This window comes from Metabacillus lacus (assembly GCF_009674805.1).
Classification (GTDB): Bacteria; Bacillota; Bacilli; order Bacillales; family Bacillaceae; genus Metabacillus_C; species Metabacillus_C lacus.
On sequence record NZ_WKKI01000059.1, the window covers coordinates 1 to 18,035 of the forward strand.

The following is an 18,035-nucleotide window of genomic DNA, read 5'->3' on the forward strand; positions in this document are numbered from 1 at the left end:
GCGTCGGCGTCGGCTTCTGCGTCGGCGTCAGCTTCAGCGTCGGCGTCAGCTTCGGCGTCGGCGTCAGCTTCTGCGTCTGCATCGGCTTCGGCATCGGCTTCTGCGTCGGCGTCTGCGTCTGCATGAGCTTCGGCATCGGCGTCGGCTTCTGCATCTGCTTCTGCGTCTGCATCTGCGTCTGCATCGGCTTCTGCATCCGCTTCGGCATCGGCTGTCGCTTCTGCATCTGCATCGGCATCGGCTTCTGAATCCGATTCTGCATCGGAGTCTGCTTCTGCATCGGAGTCTGCTTCTGCATCGGCTTCAGCATTGGCTTCAGCATTCGCTTCGGCATTTGCTTCTGATTCTGATCTGGCGTCTGACTGAGAATGCGAATCTGCGTCGGATTCTGAGTCTGAATCCGCTTCTGCGTCTGCATCTGCTTCTGCATCGGCATCTGACTCCGAATCTGAATCTGCTTCTGCGTCTGCATCTGACTCCGAATCTGAATCTGCTTCTGCATCTGCATCAGAATCTGAATCCGATTCTGCATCTGACTCTGAATCCGATTCTGAATCTGAATCTGCATCTGATTCTGAATCTGCATCAGCGTTTGCATCCGCATCCGATTCTGAATCTGCATCAGCGTTTGCATCCGCATCCGATTCTGAATCTGCATCAGCGTTTGCATCCGCATCCGATTCTGAATCTGCATCAGCGTTTGCATCCGCATCCGATTCTGAATCTGAGTTTGCGTCAGCGTCTGAATCCGCCTCCGCATTTGAGTCTGAGTTTGCGTCAGCACTGGCATCATTATTTACATCAACATCAACATTTACATTTGTACTTAACTGATACTCTAATTCTTTAATTCTATCGTGAAGTCTTTTCTTTTTTCTTTTCAACATAGCTGCAGGAAGATTCTCAGGGTTGCTTTGAAGCTCCTGCATCTTAGCTTTCAGGCTATTCAATCTGTCGTGTAGACGTTGTTTTCTTTTATCATGGCGATGATTTTCGCGAGCCAATTAACTTCCTCCTTCCAAGATACACTACATTCTATTTAAATTAGGGATGCAATGCTCTAGGAGCAATAACCAAAAAACAGTAGAATTTTAAAGTTGTACTAGACGAATAGCCTTTCCGGATAGGGAAAGGCTTATTGCATGAGAATATTATCCTTCCTGCTCTTCAGCAGGTTTCTCAGCTAACTTATTTTCAAGCTTTTCAATTTTAGCAGACAACTTTTCTCTTTTTTTCTGGTTTTCTTCGTTATTTTCCAAAGCGCTTAGTTCTTGATTCAACTTTTCCAGCTTTTCCGTTCTTTTGGCAAGCTTTCTCTCCTTCATGCGTATCCCCCCTTTGCTCAATTCCTTAGCAGTATAGTTAAGAGTACCTCATTTGTTGTGGGGGATTTCATCAGATAAAGAGCGGAAATTGCCTTTGCTCCTCTCAGCCACCCGTTCAACATGAGGAATACTGAATACTTTTAAAAATGATTATTCAATAGCAGAATTAGTAGGATTCTTTCATAAATTCACAAAAAAAACTGCCCGGAAAGGCAGCAGTAAAGTACTTATTTTACATAATTCCTAAGCTGTTAAGAAAAACGAGAATGATGGTTGCCGGGACAATCCACTTTATGAGAAAGCGCCACACGATGTAATACCCTGAGGAAATGCTGCCGACCATAAATTCTTTTTCTGTTATTTTCGGATCCATTCGTCTGGAAACAAATAAGGAAATCAGCAGACACCCGAGAGGAAGAAGTATATTGCTGACGAGAAAATCTGTCAGATCAAAAATGCTTCTGCCAAACAGCAGGACTCCTTCCAGGACATTGAAGGAAAGTGCAGCCGGAATGCCGGCAAAAAAAAGAACGACTCCTAAACTCCACGTAGAAGCTCTTCTTGTCCGCTTTCCTCCCGCTGTTAAGGCAGACACAATGATTTCAAGCATGCTGAAGGAAGATGTTAGTGTTGCAAACAGAAAGAGTATTAAAAATCCTGCGAGAAACAGTTCGCCGAACGGCAGCTGCGAGAATACCGCAGGCAGCACCATAAACAGCAAACCCGGCCCTTGGGCAGGCTCCATTCCGAAAGCAAAAACAACAGGGAAGATTGCCAGCCCCGCAAGCAGTGAAACAAATATATTCATAAAAGCAACAGAGTTTGCAGAAGAAGGAAGGCTTACGTCCCTGCCTAAATAAGAACTGTATGTCACCAGCACGGAAAAGCCTACGGCCAGTGCAAAGAAAGAATGCCCGAGAGCGTACAGGACAGATTCACGGGTAATTGCTGAAAAATCAGGGTATAAAAAAAACCTGACGCCCTCCATAGCACCTTCAAGGGTTAACGACCTGATCACAAGCATCACAAAGAACACAAATAAAAGCGGCATCATATATTTACTTGCTTTTTCAATTCCATTTTGAATACCTAGAGAAACGACTGCAATGTTAATCAGCAGGAAGGCAGCCAAACCAAGAAGTGCTATTGTCGGAGTTCCGGTAATTCTTTCGAAAAGCCCGGGATAATCAGCACCATTCCCAATTACCCTGCCGCCGAGGGCCAATATACTGTATATAAGAACCCAGCCGCCAATCACCGAATAAAACGATAATAGTAAAAAGCTTCCCACTACGCCTAAAGCACCTGTATATTTTAGTGAACTTTTTGGCGATAGCTTCCGGTAAGCAGAGACCGCTTCTGTCTGTGCCCCTCTTCCAATAATAAATTCAGCTATAACAAGCGGAAGGCCGATCAGAATGGTAAATAGGATAAATAACATTAAAAAAGCTCCCCCGCCGCTCATACCTGTTACATAAGGAAACTTCCAAATAGCGCCCAGCCCGATTGCGGCACCGGCAGATGACATAATAAAACCAAATTTTGAGCCCCATTGCTCTCTTTTATTTTGACCCACTAAGATGCACCCTTCTCTGTATCTAAAATTTTGCTAACTTCCCACATATCAGGTAAGTAATGCAGATTTCTAACATTCTTCAAATATTGTACATCAGATGGATTTTCTCTGCCTGTTTTCAACCTTACGCCCATTCTGCCCTATATGGGCTTTTAGATGGCTGCAGATAGCTCACATTATATTCTATATAATAAAGCCCTGCATCATGCAGGGCCTCTGTTAATTCAATATTTCTTTCACTCTTCCAACAATCCCGCCTTCAAGTCTCACCTTAATTCCGTGGGGATGAGTCGGGGAGTTTGTCAGTATTTTCTCTACTATTCCTTCTGTCAGCTTTCCAGTCCGCTGATCCTGCTTCTGAACAACCTTTACCGAAGAACCAATTTTTATACTGCTTCTATTCGTACCATCCATGTTATCACTCCTTTACTTAGACCACCCTGAATATGAAAAAAAGGCAAGAAAGCAATGAAATCTTTCTTACCTTTATAGACAGTTGCAGGCTGCTTTAAACACTTTTTACTTCTTGAAAATACCAAATGGCTTTCCAATTGGCAGGAACACACGGCCAAAATGAGTGTTCAGTACAATTGCAGCCGATCCGTAAAATGACAAAAGCGCAATACAGAGCTCAGCCACAGCAGCAAGCATATGCGTTGCATCATGCATAATACCAAATGAGCTGAGGAAAAGGCCGATAAATAATAGATCAATAAAAACAAAAATAAAGAATAATACTTTATGTGTTTCAAGTGCACCGATTGTCATATAGATACTGAAAATCAGGTACCCGAGAAATGCTATGCCTAGCTGGCGGGGATCTGCATTAGCCGCCAGGTTTTCTCCGAAGAAGCCAAGCTGAATCATCCAGCTCATGCCAACTCCAAACCAGAATAGGCCGAACGCACCAAACGCAGTTGTTCCAAAAATATTATTATGCTTGGCATCCTGCACTGCTGCAAACAGCTGTGCCAGCCCGCCAAGGAAAAACGCCCATGGCAGAATCATAGAAAGCCCGTCCGTTAGACCAAGCTTCTGAGAAGAAGCTACAAGCGTAACCATCGCAAGACCGAACAAACCTATCGCTGAAGGATCAGCAGTTGTAATTTTAACTTGTTGTGTATTCTGAGTTTCCATATTATCCTCCTAAAATAAACATACCTATGTAATTTATAGGATTTTTCAGGTCGTGTCAATAACACATATTGGTCGAGCGCTGAAGCAGCACTGAATTCGCAAGCACCTGCACTCTATTTATGATAAGCTTGGAGAAATTTTCACGGGAAAACTATCTTCAATTAAATTATTGCAAGCAACGTTGAATCAGTTTTCAATTCAGCAATACTATTTTCGGTCAGTTCATAAAATCGTGTAAATTAGTTACATGTATTCGACATAACTAAATAGGAAAAGATTGTTTTTTCAAAAAGGGGGAAAGGCGTCTTGCGAAAGCTATTATGCATATATAAACGGAGGAAAGGCGTCTTGCGAAAGCTATTATGCATATATAAACGGAGGAACTCCGCCTATTCAAAAAAAACAGAGTAAATGGACTGAAATAAACGGAGGATTTCCGTCTAAGCACCTAAAAACCCTTAAAATGGAGTGTTTTCAGCAGTTTAAGCGGAATTTATTCCCTAATTTCCTTTTTAAAAAAACTTATTTTGAATTTAACCGGAATTCTTACTCTTATTTTTCCTTTTTTAGGATGGAAGGTGTCTTGTGGATTTAAATTCATAATCAATCCTTTTAAACGGAATGGTTTCCTTCGGTGAAAATATTGTTGCTGGGGGTAAATAATATGACTCTACCTTTTTACACAATCATACGGGCTTAATCCGTTTTCCTGCGCTGACCGTCAGCTTTGCAGAAGGCGAAAATAGGATCTGTATGACACCCCCGTCAGATATTTTGTTCTTCATGAAACTGAAAGAGTACCTGAATAAGCCTCGTTTGTTCTACTATCTTCGAGATGCTATAACAAAGTGAACGGGTTTGTTCTACTATCTTCGAGATGCTATAACAAAGTGAACGGGTTTGTTCTACTATCTTCGAGTTGCTATAACAAAGCGGACGGGTTTGTTCTACTATCTTCGAGATACTATAACAAAGCGGCCGGGTTTGTTCTACTATCTTCGGGATGCTATAACAAAGCGGCCGGGTTTGTTCTACTATCTTCCAGTTGCTATAACAAAGCGGCCCCGTTTGTTCTACTATCTTCGGAAAAACCCCAGATACTATAACAAAGCAGCCCTGTTTGTTCTACTATCTTCAAGATGCTATAACAAAGCACCCTCGTTTGCTCTACTATCTTCGAGTTACTATAACAAAGCGGCCCCGTTTGTTCTACTATCTTCGAAAAACTCCCAGATACTATAGCAAAGCAGCCCTTCCTATGAGCCTCTCGCTGTAACAAACAAAAAGAAGCCCTGTCTCAATGGGCTTCTCACGTATGTTAATGTCCATTTACTTACTTATCCGTATTTCTTCTGATGTTCCTTCTTCAAAGCCAGATATTCTTTATCTTCTCTGGCAAGCTTCCATTTTTCCATAAAAATAGAGGCTGATTCGGCTTTAACCGGATCGATTTGACGTTCATTTACATTACCATCTTCATCATACTTTTTGCCGCCTTTGTAATTTGTATAGCGGCGGGCCCTCGTATAGCCCATCTGAATAAATTTCCTCGCCATATCCATTCCTACAAAATCATTATTTTCCTTATAATCCAAAAACATCTGATAGATTTTTTCTGAAGACTCCTTTGCTATATCAGGAGTTTTAAATCTCCAGTGCTGCAAAATTTCACTTTTGTAAGGCTCAACAAGAAGCACACCCTGCTCTCCCCGGCCAACCCTGTAAAGCTCCGGGTGCTTGCGGAAATCAATAGTATCAAAGTCTAGTGAATAGTCAAAAGGCATGGCCACGTCACCCTTTTTTCCTCTATGTTTCCACGGGATGACACCCTTCAAACTTATGAAGCTTTTATTTGCCGGCCATCTTTCATATACACAATTCTGTCCGCAAGCGCCTTGGCATCCGCTTCATCGTGCGTCACTAAAATGGACGTCGTTTTTGTTGCTTTTAAAATATCTCTCAATTCATCACGAATTTTCTTTTGCAGATTAGCGTCTAGGTTGCTGAACGGTTCATCCAATATTAACAAGGAAGGCTTTGGAGCCAGTGCTCTTGCCAGGGCAACACGCTGCTGCTGTCCTCCACTCAATTCATAGGGATAGCGCTTCTGATAGCCCTGCAGGTTTACAAGGTTCAGCATCTCTTCCACACGCATCTTTTTATTTGCCCTGGAGGTTCCCTTTAACCCAAATGAGATATTTTTCTCAACGGTCATATGGGGAAATAGAGCATAATCCTGAAACACCATGCCTACTCCCCTCTTTTCAGGAGGGGTAAACCGGATGTTATCCACAACTGTTTTCCCGGCAATCTTAATAGTTCCGGCAGCTGGAATTTCCAAGCCTGCTATCAGCCTTAACAGCGTACTTTTCCCGCTTCCGCTTTCACCGAGAATGGAGACGATTTCGCCATCGCTAATGCTGAGAGTGAAGTTTTTAATTGTTTCTTCCTTGGCATTTCTGTACTTATACAGAAGTTCTTGAATTTGAATAAACATCAGCTGTGCTCCTTTTCCAATAATTTATGAAAGACAAAAATACAAAAGCCGCTAATCACAATAATCAGCAGGGAAGCAACCGAGGCCTCCTGAACTCTTTCATCATTTGCATATTTAAAAGCCTGTGTGGCCAGGGTGGAAAAGTTAAAGGGCTGCAAAAACAGAGTAAGCGGAAGCTCTTTTAAAATATCCACAAACACCAGGATAAAGCCGCTGAAAATGGCACCTCTCAGCATAGGAATATCAATCCTGAAGAAGGTTTGCAAAGAATTTGAACCCAGTGTTCTGGACGCTTCTGAAAAAGAACTCCCGACTTTATCAAAACCGGATTCAATCGAGTTAAATCCTATAGCAAGAAAGCGAATAATATAAGCAGAAATCAGCATAACCAGACTGGTTCTCAACACAATGGCAGGCTCCATATTGATACGGCTGAGCATGCTGTACAGCTGTTGATCCAAAGCAAGAAACAGTGAAATAACGCCAATTGCAATTGCTGCCCCCGGAATTGAATACCCAAGCGTGGTTAACCTGGATATGATTTTCGGGATAACGCCTTGATGAAGGCGGGTATAATTCGAAATGACCAGAGCAATCAACAAGATCAATGCCGAAGCAATGGAAGCTGCAAAAACAGAGTTCCATGCCAGAGTAAGAAATGTTGCGTTCAGTACCTTTTCATACGTCATTGTGGCCCAGCTCAGCAGCTGCAGAACCGGTATTATAAAAGCAACGGAGAAAATGGCCAAGCAATAGGCTGCGGCTCCCCAGCTTTTTATACCTGTCAGCCTTTTCGGCTGTATAGGCCTGATTTTTGCAGTTGTATAGCCAAATCGCTTTCTGCCTCTAAGAATTCTTTCCAAAATCAGCACAAAAATGACCAGGATCATGAGAGATCCCGCGAGTTTTAATGCAGAATCCAGATCCTTCATGCCATACCAGGTTCTAAAAATAGCAGTGCTGAAGGTCTGAATGCCAAAATAGCTGACAACGCCATAGTCATTCAGCACTTCCAAAATGACCAGTGTGGCGGCTCCAACAATTGCTCCTCGTGAAATTGGCAGTGCTACACGAAAGAATACCCCGATAGGTCCGGCCCCCAGGAGCCTGGCATTCTCAATCACAGAAGATGACTCATTTTGCAGAAACCCCCTTGTGATGGTGTACACGTAGGGATACAAGCATATGGTAAAGATAAACACTGCACCTTGAATATTCATGATATTAAAATAGCTTTGGTTCACTGTTATATCAAAAGAATTCCTCAGGGTAGACTGAATGACACCTGTGTAGTTCACAATCCCATGATACGTATAGGCAGCAATATAAGGCGGAACAGCCAGAGGCAAGATCAGCGCCCATTTGAAAAATCTGCTGAACGGAAAAGAATATACAGCAAGCAGCCATGCCAGGCTGGTTCCAATCAAAGTCGCTGCTGCAGCTGTAAAAAACAAAATGACGACCGTATTATAAACATAATCCTTCAATAAATATTCTTTAATATGACTCCAGTTTTCATTCGGCTCCGAAAACATCTGGACGCCAATGATGAAATTGGGAATTAGCATGATTGAGATAAATAGAATGCTGAGCAAAAACCAAATATTCAGTTGCTGCTTTATTCGTCTTAAAAATTTCATAGCTGTCCATCCTTTATCCCAAATCCTGCGAAACTGTTTATCTATTTCATTATAAACGATTATCATTCTCAATGGAATCCTATTATAAGAGTAATAGGGGATGACATTATTTGCTTTGCTGTACTAATGTTACGCTGCCCGACTATATTGGGATAAATTTATTAAGATTCAGCCTGACTGGTTTATTTTGACTCTGGAGCTCTAATCATAAACAAAATGCTCCGCAGCTGCGGAGCATTTCTAATATACTTATTTCCAGCCTGCTTCATTAAACAGTTTAATTGCTTGCTGCTGATTTTTGCCCAGCACTGATAATGAGATGTCCTGTTCCTTAAAGTCACCCCATGATTTCAGCAGCTCAGCTGTCTCAACATTTGGGTTTGCAGGATACTCATAATTTACCTCTGCAAATCGTCCCTGAGCTTTTTCACTAGATAGGAACTCGATAAATTTCACAGCATTTTCAGCATTTTTAGCATGCTTTGTGACAGCAATGCCGCTGACGTTAATATGTGTTCCGGTCGTTTCCTGATTAGGGAAGAAGACTCCTACATTTTCTGCTACTTTTACTTCCTCAGCATCTTCAGAATTCAGCATTAAGCCAATATAGTAAGTGTTCATGATGGCCACATCGGCTTCACCAGCTGCGACAGCCTTTGCCTGATCTCTGTCATTCCCCTGTGGCTCTCTCGCCATATTTTCAGCAAAGCCCTTTGCCCATGCCTTTGCATCTTCTTCTCCGTTTACCTCAATAAGGGAAGAAAGCAAAGAGATATTATACATATTCTCAGAAGGACGGGCTACGACTCTTCCTTTCCATTGAGGCTCTGCCAAAGCTTCATAGGTTGATAGCTCCTCAGGCTTTACACGATCCTTGGAATAAACAAGAACACGTGCCCGTTTTGCCATCCCAAACCATTGATCATCCTCATCACGAAGTTTTTCAGGAATGTTCTCTTCAATGATTTTGCTTTCAACAGTCTGGAAAAGACCAGATTCTTTCGCAGTGTGAAGATTTCCCGCATCTGCAGTAAAGAAAAGATCGGCTTCAGTAGATTCGCCTTCCATGTTCAGGCGCTCCAAAAGCTCATCGCCCTTTCCTTCCACTACATTTACCTTAATGCCAGTTTCCTCTTCGAAGATTTTATAAAGTTCAACATCAGACTCGTAATGTCTGCTCGTATACAAATTCACTTCACCCGGCTCTTGTGTTTCCTGCTTCTCTTCTGTCTGATTTTCAGAAGCAGAATTATTCTGCCCAGTGTTACCGCAGCCAGCTAAAGCAGCTAATGCAAGCAGAAGTACTAAACTCAATGAAAATACCTTCTTAAACATATGTTGACAGCCCCCTGTATGTAAGTAATAATGATTCTCAATATCATTATCGTTGATAATCATTATCATGTCAATCGTTTTTTAACGCTTTCATTTTTTAAGAAGAGTGACAACTATTCCAGCACTTACACTCATAGTTATTTTTTGAAAGGCTTGAACGGTTTGGGGCTGCAATATAGACATGCTGAGGGATCTCAGTCAGCATGACAAATAGACGTAACATTTCCGCTTATTGAAAAAATAGCAGAAAAAAAGCCCTAAATAGACGGAGAATTTTCTTCTATTGGCCTAAATCAGCATGAAATCGGGGCTTTTTATGGGCATTACGGAAATAACTCCCCTTATTTCCCCTTAAATAAGCCTTGTTTTTTCATTAACCGGAAAGGCTCCTTTTATTTTTCTGTTGCTGTTAATCAATTCAGAATCCGTAGATGATGAAACACTACAAACAGCAAGAAGCCGGGAATCACTCACTATTCCCGGCACCACTAGCTTATGGATTTATTGAAAAGCTGCTGTTATCGAATTTCAATCATATCAACATTTCCGGAAACTTCATTTGCCACCAGCACCAAAGACGTTTTGGTTGGACTGTCCTTTGCCTCGACAAGGCTGATGCCTTCCGGTCCAAGGGAGCCGCTTGTGGAAACACTGCTTCCGTTAAAATCTCTTAAATTAATATAATCATAGAACTTGGCGTTATGAACATCTGTTACATCATACACCATGATTCCGCCGATTCTTTCAAGGCCGATGAAAGCATATGTTTTCCCTTTTATCTTCATTACTTTAACATCTTCAGGCTCAGGACCCTTTTTTCCGCTTCGGGAGTCCAGCTCCGTTTTGCCGTGAGATGAGTTAAACGCCTGAGGATAACGTTCCGCTGTAATTCTTTCAAAATCAGAACCGCTGTCAAATACTTGTTTCATAGTATTTGCTTCCCAAATAGAGAATGAACGGGCTCCAAGAATATAGGTTTTGTCAGCATCCAGACCTTCTCTTTCGCTGTTCAGGAGCCTGTCAATCTTATACTGTGTGCCTGGCAGTGTGTAAAAGGCAATATCCGCATACGAATACGGCTTGGTTCCCCATTCCCTTGCATCGCCTTCGTTTGCTGTAAAAATATAATCTTTCCCTTTGATTTTGGCGGATGCAATTCCGTCAGGCATATACACACCGTGTAAATCCTGGTTTTCAAGAAGTACTTTGCCATCCTTAAGTGCATCAAGCTCGTTTCCTGGAAGGTTGTGATCCTTGAAGCCAAGTCCTTTTATGCTTGTGAATTTTTGGGCCTTCAGATCAAAAACAGCAATGGCATTGGCTTCTTGAAGAGACACATATGCATATTTATTGTTTTCAGATACTGCAATATACTCCGGTTCCAAATCTTCCGAAGGCTTAGTCCCCGGCTTAAGCAGCACACCGTCGGCGATGAGCTTTGCTTTTGCTTTTTCAGAATCAAATGCCTCAAATCCAATCGTATCAGCCTGGGCCTTCTTTATTCCTTTTTTCAGGTCAATCACCGTAATGCTTCCCTTGGGATTTACAGCACCTGGAGCATTGTAACCTTCTCGCGGCTCACCTTCGTTTGCTGAAAGGAGGTATTTGTTGTCATGTGAAAAGGTAACCATATCAGGCTGTACACCGGCAGAAAAATGCTTCATATAATTCCCGTTATAATCAACTGCGACAATGTATCCGCCGTCCGTGTAGGTCTTACCTTGAACAGCCAAAGCAACGATTTTCTCTTTTGTATTCACAGCCACACTTGTAATATCTCCTACTGAAAAACCGTATTCTTTGCCCATCTCATTCAGTTGAAGACGCTTTTCCAGCTTTAGTTCTGTCTGTTTTCCTGATGAAGAAAGTTTTTTAGTGCTGACGATGTCTACAGACTGTGCAGCACCGTTCACAAGATACATTTTATGGTTATCGGAATTATAGGCAACAATTTCTGCCACTCCACCGTCACTGCTGCTTAATCCAGTATGATAGCTGGCCAAATGGCGCAGCTTGCCATTCATGCTGCCTGTCTCAAATTGATATTGCTGTACGGGAGCATTTTCAGCATGAACACTTACCGGGATTATGCCTGCAAGCAGACTGAATGTTAATACAGGACTAATGATGTTTTTTCGATTCAACATTGATTAAGCCTCCCTTTTTGTTTCTTACAAGGGATATTATGTCATGCAGAAAAGATGGAAAACAGGAGAATTGTGTTACAATTCTGATAAGATTTTGTAAAACGGGACAGAGGGACGGTTCCGGGACAGAGGGACGGTTCCCTTGTCCCAAAATACCTATTTTTTCAATAGAAAAATGAACCGAAATTAGTGAGCATTACTCCGTTTAATTTTTTGAAGGGTTTGTTTTTGTTTGAAAAGCAAAACCTATTCCCTAGCTGCTTCTTTTTTTTGATTGAATGATATAAGCAACAGTGAGTTTTGTACTATTCCAAATATTTTGACATCTCTTCCGACAGACTCTATCATTAACTTGAAAAGTAGAGGAGGAATCAATAAAGATGGAAAAGCTTTTATCCAAATGTACAATCCCTGTACTCCTGTCTGCCACCTTTCTTATGGCCCCCGCAGTTTCAGCAGCGGAAACTCCTTATTATGGAAAAAGCTATACTCAGCCTGAACAAGTAAGACACCTTTTTCCCGAACTGGAAGTAAAGGATGGAACACCTGCTTTTTCAAGAAGCGGCGATTCTTTTACTTCTCAGGAAGAAATGTTCTCCTACATAAGAAATCTTGAAGCCAAGAGTCCTTATTTGACAGTCAAAACAATCGGAACATCACAGGAAGGCCGTGCGATCCCTGCCCTTTATTTTACGAAGGACAAACAAATTCAGCCTGGAATATTATCAAAAAAACCTATTGTTTGGGTACAAAGCCAAATTCATGGAAACGAGCCGGCCAGCGGCGAGTCTATTCTGGCATTAGCTAATAGACTAACTGGAGATTTAGGTAAGGAAGTTCTTGATAAAATCAATGTGATTATTGTCCCAAGGGTCAACCCTGACGGCTCATATGCTTTTACAAGACAACTGGCTAACGGACTGGATGGTAATCGCGATCACATTAAACTGGAATCACCAGAAGTGAAAGCCATCCACAAGGAATTTAATAAGTATTCTCCTGAAGTCGTCATTGATGCCCACGAATATTCTGTCAGCAATAGTGCCTTTAGCCGTGTTGGAGAAAAAGGGGCACTGAATTATTATGACATTCTTATTCAGTCAGGGCGTAACCTTAATATCCCGAAAAAAATCCGGACAATGTCCGATTCGCTGTACGTTAATCCTACATTAAGCGACCTGGAGCAAAAAGGGTTTACTGGTGAGATTTATTATACAGCCGGCAGGGACAGCCAGGGAGAAATCAATGTAATTGAAGGATCCACAGAACCGAGAATCGGACGCAACTCTTTTGGTCTTTATCCTTCCTTCTCATTTCTCGTAGAGAGCCGAGGAATTGGAATTGGTCGCGAAGATTTTGGGCGGCGTGTTAGTGCACAAATTGCAACGCATGAGAAACTATTAAAACAAACAGCTCACCATGCCAGCCAAATCAAAAATACGGTTTCTCTGGAGAGACTTTCACTAGTTCAGAAAGGATTAGTGCCAAATGACCGTGATCCAATCATTATTGATAGTGAAAATAAGGAACTTGCCGGGCAAACTCTGGGTGTAGTCGACATTGCTACAGGTACTGTTAAGGATATTCCTGTCAAATACTTCAGTGCCACTGAAGCAGAACCAACTTTAGTAAGAGAAAGACCTACAGCGTATCTGCTGATGCCAGGGAATGAAGGAATTGCTGAAAAGCTGAAAAATCAAGGATTAACAGGCTTTAAGCTTCCAGCAAATGTGAAACTGCCGGCGGAATCCTTCTTGGTAACAGCAAAAGAAAATGCGGGAGAATATGAAAACAGGCAGCTTGTTGATGTTGAAACTCAGGTGTCTAAGAAGACCGTCACCTTCCCGAAAGGCAGCTATGTGTTCTTAACAGGTCAGCCGCAAACAAATCTGTTATCTCTATCTCTCGAGCCGGAATCAGTTGACAGCTATGTCACTTTCAGCTATATTCCTTCCGAGATAGGAAAGGAACTGCCAATCTACCGTTTCACGGCAGATCCTAAAAAATCAAACATGAAAACGTTCTTGAAATAGATACAAATAAAAGAGGTGCAGATTGCACCTCTTTTATTAAGGGAAATTTCTTACTTTGTTTCAAAAAGGCGATGCTCTCTCCGTTATATGTCCATCTCCCAGCGTTCCTTTTCTGTTTCTTTGAGCTGCTGCTCTGTTTCTTGAGGATAAACTGTTCTGAATTTATGGTTATCCATCGGAATAATTTCAATCATTTTTTGAATCATTTCCTCAGGATCAAACTGATCCTTCAATCCCTCAGCCTGCTCTTTCATATCTTCTTTGCTTGTAAAGTTCTCCTCAGAGTCAAACCACTTCCACTTTTCCTCTGCACTTCTGTCATTAAAGCCTGTATCGTATGCACCTGGATTGATTGTTGCAACTTTTACGTTAAATGGTTCCAGTTCGGGCTTCATGGTTTGAGCAATTCCCTCAATTGCATGCTTCGTTGCAGTATACGGTCCAACGTAAGGGGTCGCTGAAATACCTGCCATCGAGCTCATAAAGATGATTTTTCCGCTTCTTTTTTCAACAAATTTCCTGGCTGCAATCTGGACGGTTTCCAGCGTTGCGAAGACATTTACTTCAAACAGCTCCCGAAATCGGTCCATCGGCACTTCTGCCAGGGGGCCTCCTTCATTAATTGCAGCATTTGCAACAAACACATCAAAATCATAATCTTCTATTTGCGCCCGATCGCGCGGATTTGTAATGTCCAGCTTAAAAACTTCCATATGAAGGCCCTGCTCCCCAGCCTCTCTTAATAAATCTGTTTTTTGGGAGGTAATTTCTGTCGTTGCAATAATGTGATGTCCCTTTTTTGCCAATCCAATGGCTGCTCCCCGGCCAAGTCCGCTGCCAGCACCTGTAATAAATATTGTTTTTGCCATAGTAATCCCCTCCTGAAAAGAATGTATTTTTGCAGTTTCCCTTATTGTTTCTGGGCAAAACGTTTCAGGCTGCTCTGGGAAATCAGATACAAAGTTTAATGCTTTACCCTCTGGGGAAGGGTAAAGATAGGGAATTTATCTAAGGAGGAGCAGTCATGCAAAAGTTGGATGAAGAAATACTATCAGTACAAAATCAAGTGGAAACAAACAAGAATCAACAGGCGAGTAAAGCTGTATTTACCCATCTTCATTTAAAAAAGCTGCATGAGCAGGTAGTTGTCATTACCGGTGCATCAAGCGGAATCGGTCTTGCCACTGCACGCATGGCAGCTGCCAGGGGCGCAAAAGTAGTCGCAGCCGCAAGAAATGAAGATGCGCTAAAGCAGCTTGTAGACGAACTCCGCAGCAAAGGCTGCCAGGCAGTGTATGTTGTGGCGGATGTCGGGATTGAAGAAGATGTCATGGAAATTGCCGATACTGCGGAACGAGAATTTGGAGGATTCGATACATGGGTCAACAATGCCGCAGTTTCTATTTACGGAAATGCTATGGACGTAAAAATCGCTGATATGCGCCATATGTTTGAAACAAATTTCTGGGGTGTTGTTTACGGCACAAGAATAGCTGTAAAGCATTTCAAGGATAGAGGCGTTCCAGGAGCGTTAATCAATATCGGCAGCTTGTTTGGAGACAGAGGTACAGTTGTTCAGTCAACGTATGCGTCGGCAAAATTTGCTCTCCATGGCTGGACAGAAAGCATCCGCATGGAGCTTGAGAAAGAAAAAGCACCTGTGTCTGTCACGTTAATACACCCGGGCAGAATTGATACTCCTTATAATGAACATGCGGTCAGCTATCTTGAAAAACAGCCTGCTCATGTAGGCATGATGTACACTCCTGAGGTAGTTGCTGAGGCAATTCTTTTTGCCGCAGAGCATCCTAAAAGAGACATATTTGTCGGCGGGCAGGCAAAATTTCTGGCAACCTTCGGAAGACTTGCGCCGCGCCTGATGGATAAATGGATTCAGCTTACGATGTACCGTACACAGCATGATGACAGACCTTCCAAACCAAGAGAGGAAAGTGCCCTGTATGACCCAGGCTACGGCATGCACGAAAGAGGAACCAACTCTGGCTGGGTAAGAGATAAAAGTCTTTATGTTGAAGCAACCAAACGTCCTGTCGCAACTGCTCTGGCTCTGGCCGGAATCGGTGCTTCCATCTGGGCAATGGCTCGCGGCAAAAATAAATAAACGTAGTGCTCTTGCACCGATAGATAGAAAAAATGCTGCTCTTTTTTAAGGGCAGCATTTTTTCTTGGAGCCTGAAGATCTTAAGTTCCGCAGTATGTTTGATAGGGCATCCCTGCAGGCGCAGGCTGTCTGCAGTAGTCTTTTTCCATATTGTCTTCGTACGGGTTTTGAAGGACATCAAGAAGACGTCCCAGGACAGTGAGGTCACCCTCCTCAACTGCTGCTTGCAGCGCCTCTTCAACAATATGATTTCTAGGAATCACAGCAGGATTGCTGCTTTTCATCAGCCGTGCTGAAGCTTCCTCGGTTTCTTCCTGTCTGCCCAGCCTTTCCTTCCATTGTTGATGCCACACTTGAAAGCCTTCATCATTCTTTATTTGAATTTCTTCCAATTCCCCTTCTGCAAGAGCCCTGAAAGTGTTTGTAAAGTCTGCTTTCTGCTCATGCATCATGCTGAGCAAGTCTTCAATTAGTGCTTTGTCCCCGGCCTCTTCATTGAAAAGACCGAGTTTTGCCCTCATGCCGCTCAGCCAATTTTGGTGAAACACCTCGGGGTATTCTGAAACCGCATCCTGTGCAAGTTTCACGGCCTCCTCTTGATCTTCATGCAGCAGCGGAAGCAGCGCTTCAGCAAATCTGGCCAGATTCCAGCCGCCAATTCCCGGCTGATTGCTGTAGGCATATCTGCCCTGAGCATCGATTGAGCTGAACACAGTAGCAGGATCATAGGCATCCATAAAGGCACATGGCCCGTAATCAATGGTTTCTCCGCTAATTGTCATATTATCAGTATTCATGACGCCATGAATGAATCCGACAAGCTGCCATTTGGCAATCAGGGACGCCTGCACCTTCACCACTTCCCGCAGCAGCGACAAATACTGATCTCCGTCAGTATCCACATGCGGAAAATGCCGCTTTAAAGTATAATCTGCCAAAGCCTTAAGCTCTTCTGCCGAGCCTCCTCCTGCAGCATATTCAAATGTGCCCACTCTGATGTGGCTGGAGGCAACCCGTGTCATAATGGCACCCGGCAGGGCAGTTTCACGGTAGACCGGCTCACCAGTTGCCACAACTGCAAGACTGCGTGTAGTTGGAATGCCAAGCGCATGCATCGCTTCACTTATAATGTACTCCCGGAGCATTGGCCCAAGAGCGGCGCGCCCGTCTCCTCCGCGGGAATAAGGGGTGCGGCCTGAGCCCTTAAGCTGAATATCATACAGCTTGCCTTCTGGAGTTTCTTGCTCACCGACCATAAGCGCCCGCCCGTCTCCAAGCATCGTAAAGTGACCGAATTGATGGCCGGCATAAGCCTGTGCAAACGGCACACTGCCTTTTGGAACTTCATTGCCCGCAAAAACAGCAACTGCTTCCTCGCTTTGAAGTGCTTCGTCATCAAGTCCGAGCTCTTCAGCCAGCGGAGCATTTAATACAAGCAACTCCGGTGAACTGACAGGGTTTACTTTTATAATGGAGTAAAATCTTTCAGGCAGTGCTGTATAGCTGCTTTTAAGTTTCCAGCCAGGCTGTTTAGTCATAGAATCTTCCTTTCTGCTATTTATTCTTATTCAATATTATACCCTTCTTAAAAAGGCCTAGTTATCATTTACTGTTGTTTTTTTCATAGGGGCGATGAGGGACAAAGTTGGGTGAAACAGCTAGAGAAATGTCCTTCATAAGGTGATGGAAGGACTATAATGAGTGGAACATGGCACCCCCCGTCACAACAAAGAATAAATAAGCGTAGGAATTCCGGTTGTATCCTGAATAGGCCGTTTTTTTGAGAGAATAAGGGAATGAATTCCGTTTAAGCAGCTGAAAATACTCCATTTCAAGGTTTTTTATGTGCTTAGACGGAAATCCGCCGTCTATTTCGGTTGTTTTTTGTTATTTTTTCTGAATAGGCGGAAACCCTCCGTTTATATATGTATAACTGTCCTTCATCAAGGTAATGAAGGACAAATTCGGGTGAAACAGCGTGGGAAATGTCCTTCATAAGGCCGATGAAGGACAAAATTAAGTGCTACAGCTCGAGAAATGTCCTTCATAAGGCCGATGAAGGACAAAAGTAAGTGCTGCAGCTCGAGAAATGTCCTTCATAGGGGCAATGAAGGACAAATTCGGGTGGAACAGCGTGGGAAATGTCCTTCATAAGGCCGATGAAGGACAAAATTAAGTGCTACAGCTCGAGAAATGTCCTTCATAAGGCCGATGAAGGACAAA

Annotated in this window: 14 protein-coding genes; 2 read left to right on the forward strand and 12 right to left on the reverse strand. The window is 42.9% G+C overall.

The window, feature by feature from the left end:
- The 10 genes from GJU40_RS20870 to GJU40_RS18490 form a co-directional block, all read right to left on the reverse strand.
- The coding region (locus GJU40_RS20870; RefSeq protein WP_212029900.1) for a hypothetical protein at positions 1-1,004 on the reverse strand (1,004 nt) is incomplete at its 3' end.
- Positions 1,005-1,151: 147 nt separating this feature from the next.
- Positions 1,152-1,325 (reverse strand): hypothetical protein, encoded by a 174-nt coding sequence (locus tag GJU40_RS18450; RefSeq protein WP_154309526.1) that lies wholly within the window; start codon positions 1,323-1,325, stop codon positions 1,152-1,154.
- Positions 1,326-1,557: 232 nt separating this feature from the next.
- On the reverse strand, positions 1,558-2,901 hold the full coding sequence (locus GJU40_RS18455; RefSeq protein WP_343031621.1) for a sodium-dependent transporter: 1,344 nt from the start codon (positions 2,899-2,901) through the stop codon (positions 1,558-1,560).
- Positions 2,902-3,120: 219 nt separating this feature from the next.
- Positions 3,121-3,315, reverse strand: a complete 195-nt coding sequence (locus tag GJU40_RS18460) for a YwbE family protein (protein WP_154309527.1) — start codon at positions 3,313-3,315, stop codon at positions 3,121-3,123.
- A gap of 105 nt (positions 3,316-3,420) precedes the next feature.
- Entirely contained in the window at positions 3,421-4,038 is a 618-nt protein-coding gene (locus GJU40_RS18465) for an acetate uptake transporter (protein WP_154309528.1), read from the reverse strand.
- Between the two features lie 1,337 nt (positions 4,039-5,375).
- Positions 5,376-5,822: a DUF4385 domain-containing protein gene (locus GJU40_RS18470; RefSeq protein WP_154309529.1), complete on the reverse strand. Its 447-nt coding sequence runs from the start codon at positions 5,820-5,822 to the stop codon at positions 5,376-5,378.
- Positions 5,823-5,875: 53 nt separating this feature from the next.
- Positions 5,876-6,535, reverse strand: a complete 660-nt coding sequence (locus tag GJU40_RS18475) for an ABC transporter ATP-binding protein (protein ID WP_154309530.1) — start codon at positions 6,533-6,535, stop codon at positions 5,876-5,878.
- On the reverse strand, positions 6,535-8,175 hold the full coding sequence (locus GJU40_RS18480; protein ID WP_154309531.1) for an ABC transporter permease: 1,641 nt from the start codon (positions 8,173-8,175) through the stop codon (positions 6,535-6,537). Before GJU40_RS18480 ends, GJU40_RS18475 begins: the two co-directional genes overlap by 1 nt.
- Positions 8,176-8,424: 249 nt before the next feature.
- On the reverse strand, positions 8,425-9,510 hold the full coding sequence (locus GJU40_RS18485; protein WP_154309532.1) for a Fe(3+) ABC transporter substrate-binding protein: 1,086 nt from the start codon (positions 9,508-9,510) through the stop codon (positions 8,425-8,427).
- A 518-nt stretch (positions 9,511-10,028) separates the two neighbouring features.
- The gene (locus tag GJU40_RS18490; RefSeq protein WP_154309533.1) at positions 10,029-11,657 is read right to left on the reverse strand and encodes a choice-of-anchor I family protein; all 1,629 of its coding nucleotides are present in this window, start codon (positions 11,655-11,657) and stop codon (positions 10,029-10,031) included.
- A gap of 380 nt (positions 11,658-12,037) precedes the next feature.
- Here GJU40_RS18490 and GJU40_RS18495 point away from each other — a divergent pair, with 380 nt between their 5' ends.
- The gene (locus GJU40_RS18495; RefSeq protein ID WP_154309534.1) at positions 12,038-13,690 is read left to right on the forward strand and encodes a M14 family metallopeptidase; all 1,653 of its coding nucleotides are present in this window, start codon (positions 12,038-12,040) and stop codon (positions 13,688-13,690) included.
- A gap of 83 nt (positions 13,691-13,773) precedes the next feature.
- Here the strand turns inward: GJU40_RS18495 and GJU40_RS18500 are convergent, their stop codons facing one another.
- On the reverse strand, positions 13,774-14,559 hold the full coding sequence (locus tag GJU40_RS18500; protein ID WP_154309535.1) for an SDR family oxidoreductase: 786 nt from the start codon (positions 14,557-14,559) through the stop codon (positions 13,774-13,776).
- Positions 14,560-14,714: 155 nt separating this feature from the next.
- Between GJU40_RS18500 and GJU40_RS18505 the strand changes: the two genes are divergently transcribed.
- The gene (locus tag GJU40_RS18505; protein WP_154309536.1) at positions 14,715-15,812 is read left to right on the forward strand and encodes an SDR family oxidoreductase; all 1,098 of its coding nucleotides are present in this window, start codon (positions 14,715-14,717) and stop codon (positions 15,810-15,812) included.
- An 80-nt stretch (positions 15,813-15,892) separates the two neighbouring features.
- On the opposite strand, the gene GJU40_RS18510 is transcribed toward GJU40_RS18505, so the two are convergent.
- Positions 15,893-17,350 carry a protein adenylyltransferase SelO gene (locus GJU40_RS18510; protein WP_154309537.1) on the reverse strand — a complete coding sequence of 486 codons (1,458 nt, stop codon included), beginning with the start codon at positions 17,348-17,350 and terminating at the stop codon, positions 15,893-15,895.
- Between the last annotated feature and the right edge of the window lie 685 nt (positions 17,351-18,035).

Excerpts from the sequence above, each read along its gene's own strand:
- GJU40_RS18450 (WP_154309526.1), bottom strand. The coding sequence starts at position 1,325 with ATGAAGGAGAGAAAGCTTGCCAAAAGAACGGAAAAGCTGGAAAAGTTG.
- GJU40_RS18460 (WP_154309527.1), bottom strand. The coding sequence starts at position 3,315 with ATGGATGGTACGAATAGAAGCAGTATAAAAATTGGTTCTTCGGTAAAG.
- GJU40_RS18465 (WP_154309528.1), bottom strand. The coding sequence starts at position 4,038 with ATGGAAACTCAGAATACACAACAAGTTAAAATTACAACTGCTGATCCT.
- GJU40_RS18470 (WP_154309529.1), bottom strand. The coding sequence starts at position 5,822 with ATGCCTTTTGACTATTCACTAGACTTTGATACTATTGATTTCCGCAAG.
- GJU40_RS18475 (WP_154309530.1), bottom strand. The coding sequence starts at position 6,535 with ATGTTTATTCAAATTCAAGAACTTCTGTATAAGTACAGAAATGCCAAG.
- GJU40_RS18480 (WP_154309531.1), bottom strand. The coding sequence starts at position 8,175 with ATGAAATTTTTAAGACGAATAAAGCAGCAACTGAATATTTGGTTTTTG.
- GJU40_RS18485 (WP_154309532.1), bottom strand. The coding sequence starts at position 9,510 with ATGTTTAAGAAGGTATTTTCATTGAGTTTAGTACTTCTGCTTGCATTA.
- GJU40_RS18490 (WP_154309533.1), bottom strand. The coding sequence starts at position 11,657 with ATGTTGAATCGAAAAAACATCATTAGTCCTGTATTAACATTCAGTCTG.
- GJU40_RS18495 (WP_154309534.1), top strand. The coding sequence starts at position 12,038 with ATGGAAAAGCTTTTATCCAAATGTACAATCCCTGTACTCCTGTCTGCC.
- GJU40_RS18500 (WP_154309535.1), bottom strand. The coding sequence starts at position 14,559 with ATGGCAAAAACAATATTTATTACAGGTGCTGGCAGCGGACTTGGCCGG.
- GJU40_RS18505 (WP_154309536.1), top strand. The coding sequence starts at position 14,715 with ATGCAAAAGTTGGATGAAGAAATACTATCAGTACAAAATCAAGTGGAA.
- GJU40_RS18510 (WP_154309537.1), bottom strand. The coding sequence starts at position 17,350 with ATGACTAAACAGCCTGGCTGGAAACTTAAAAGCAGCTATACAGCACTG.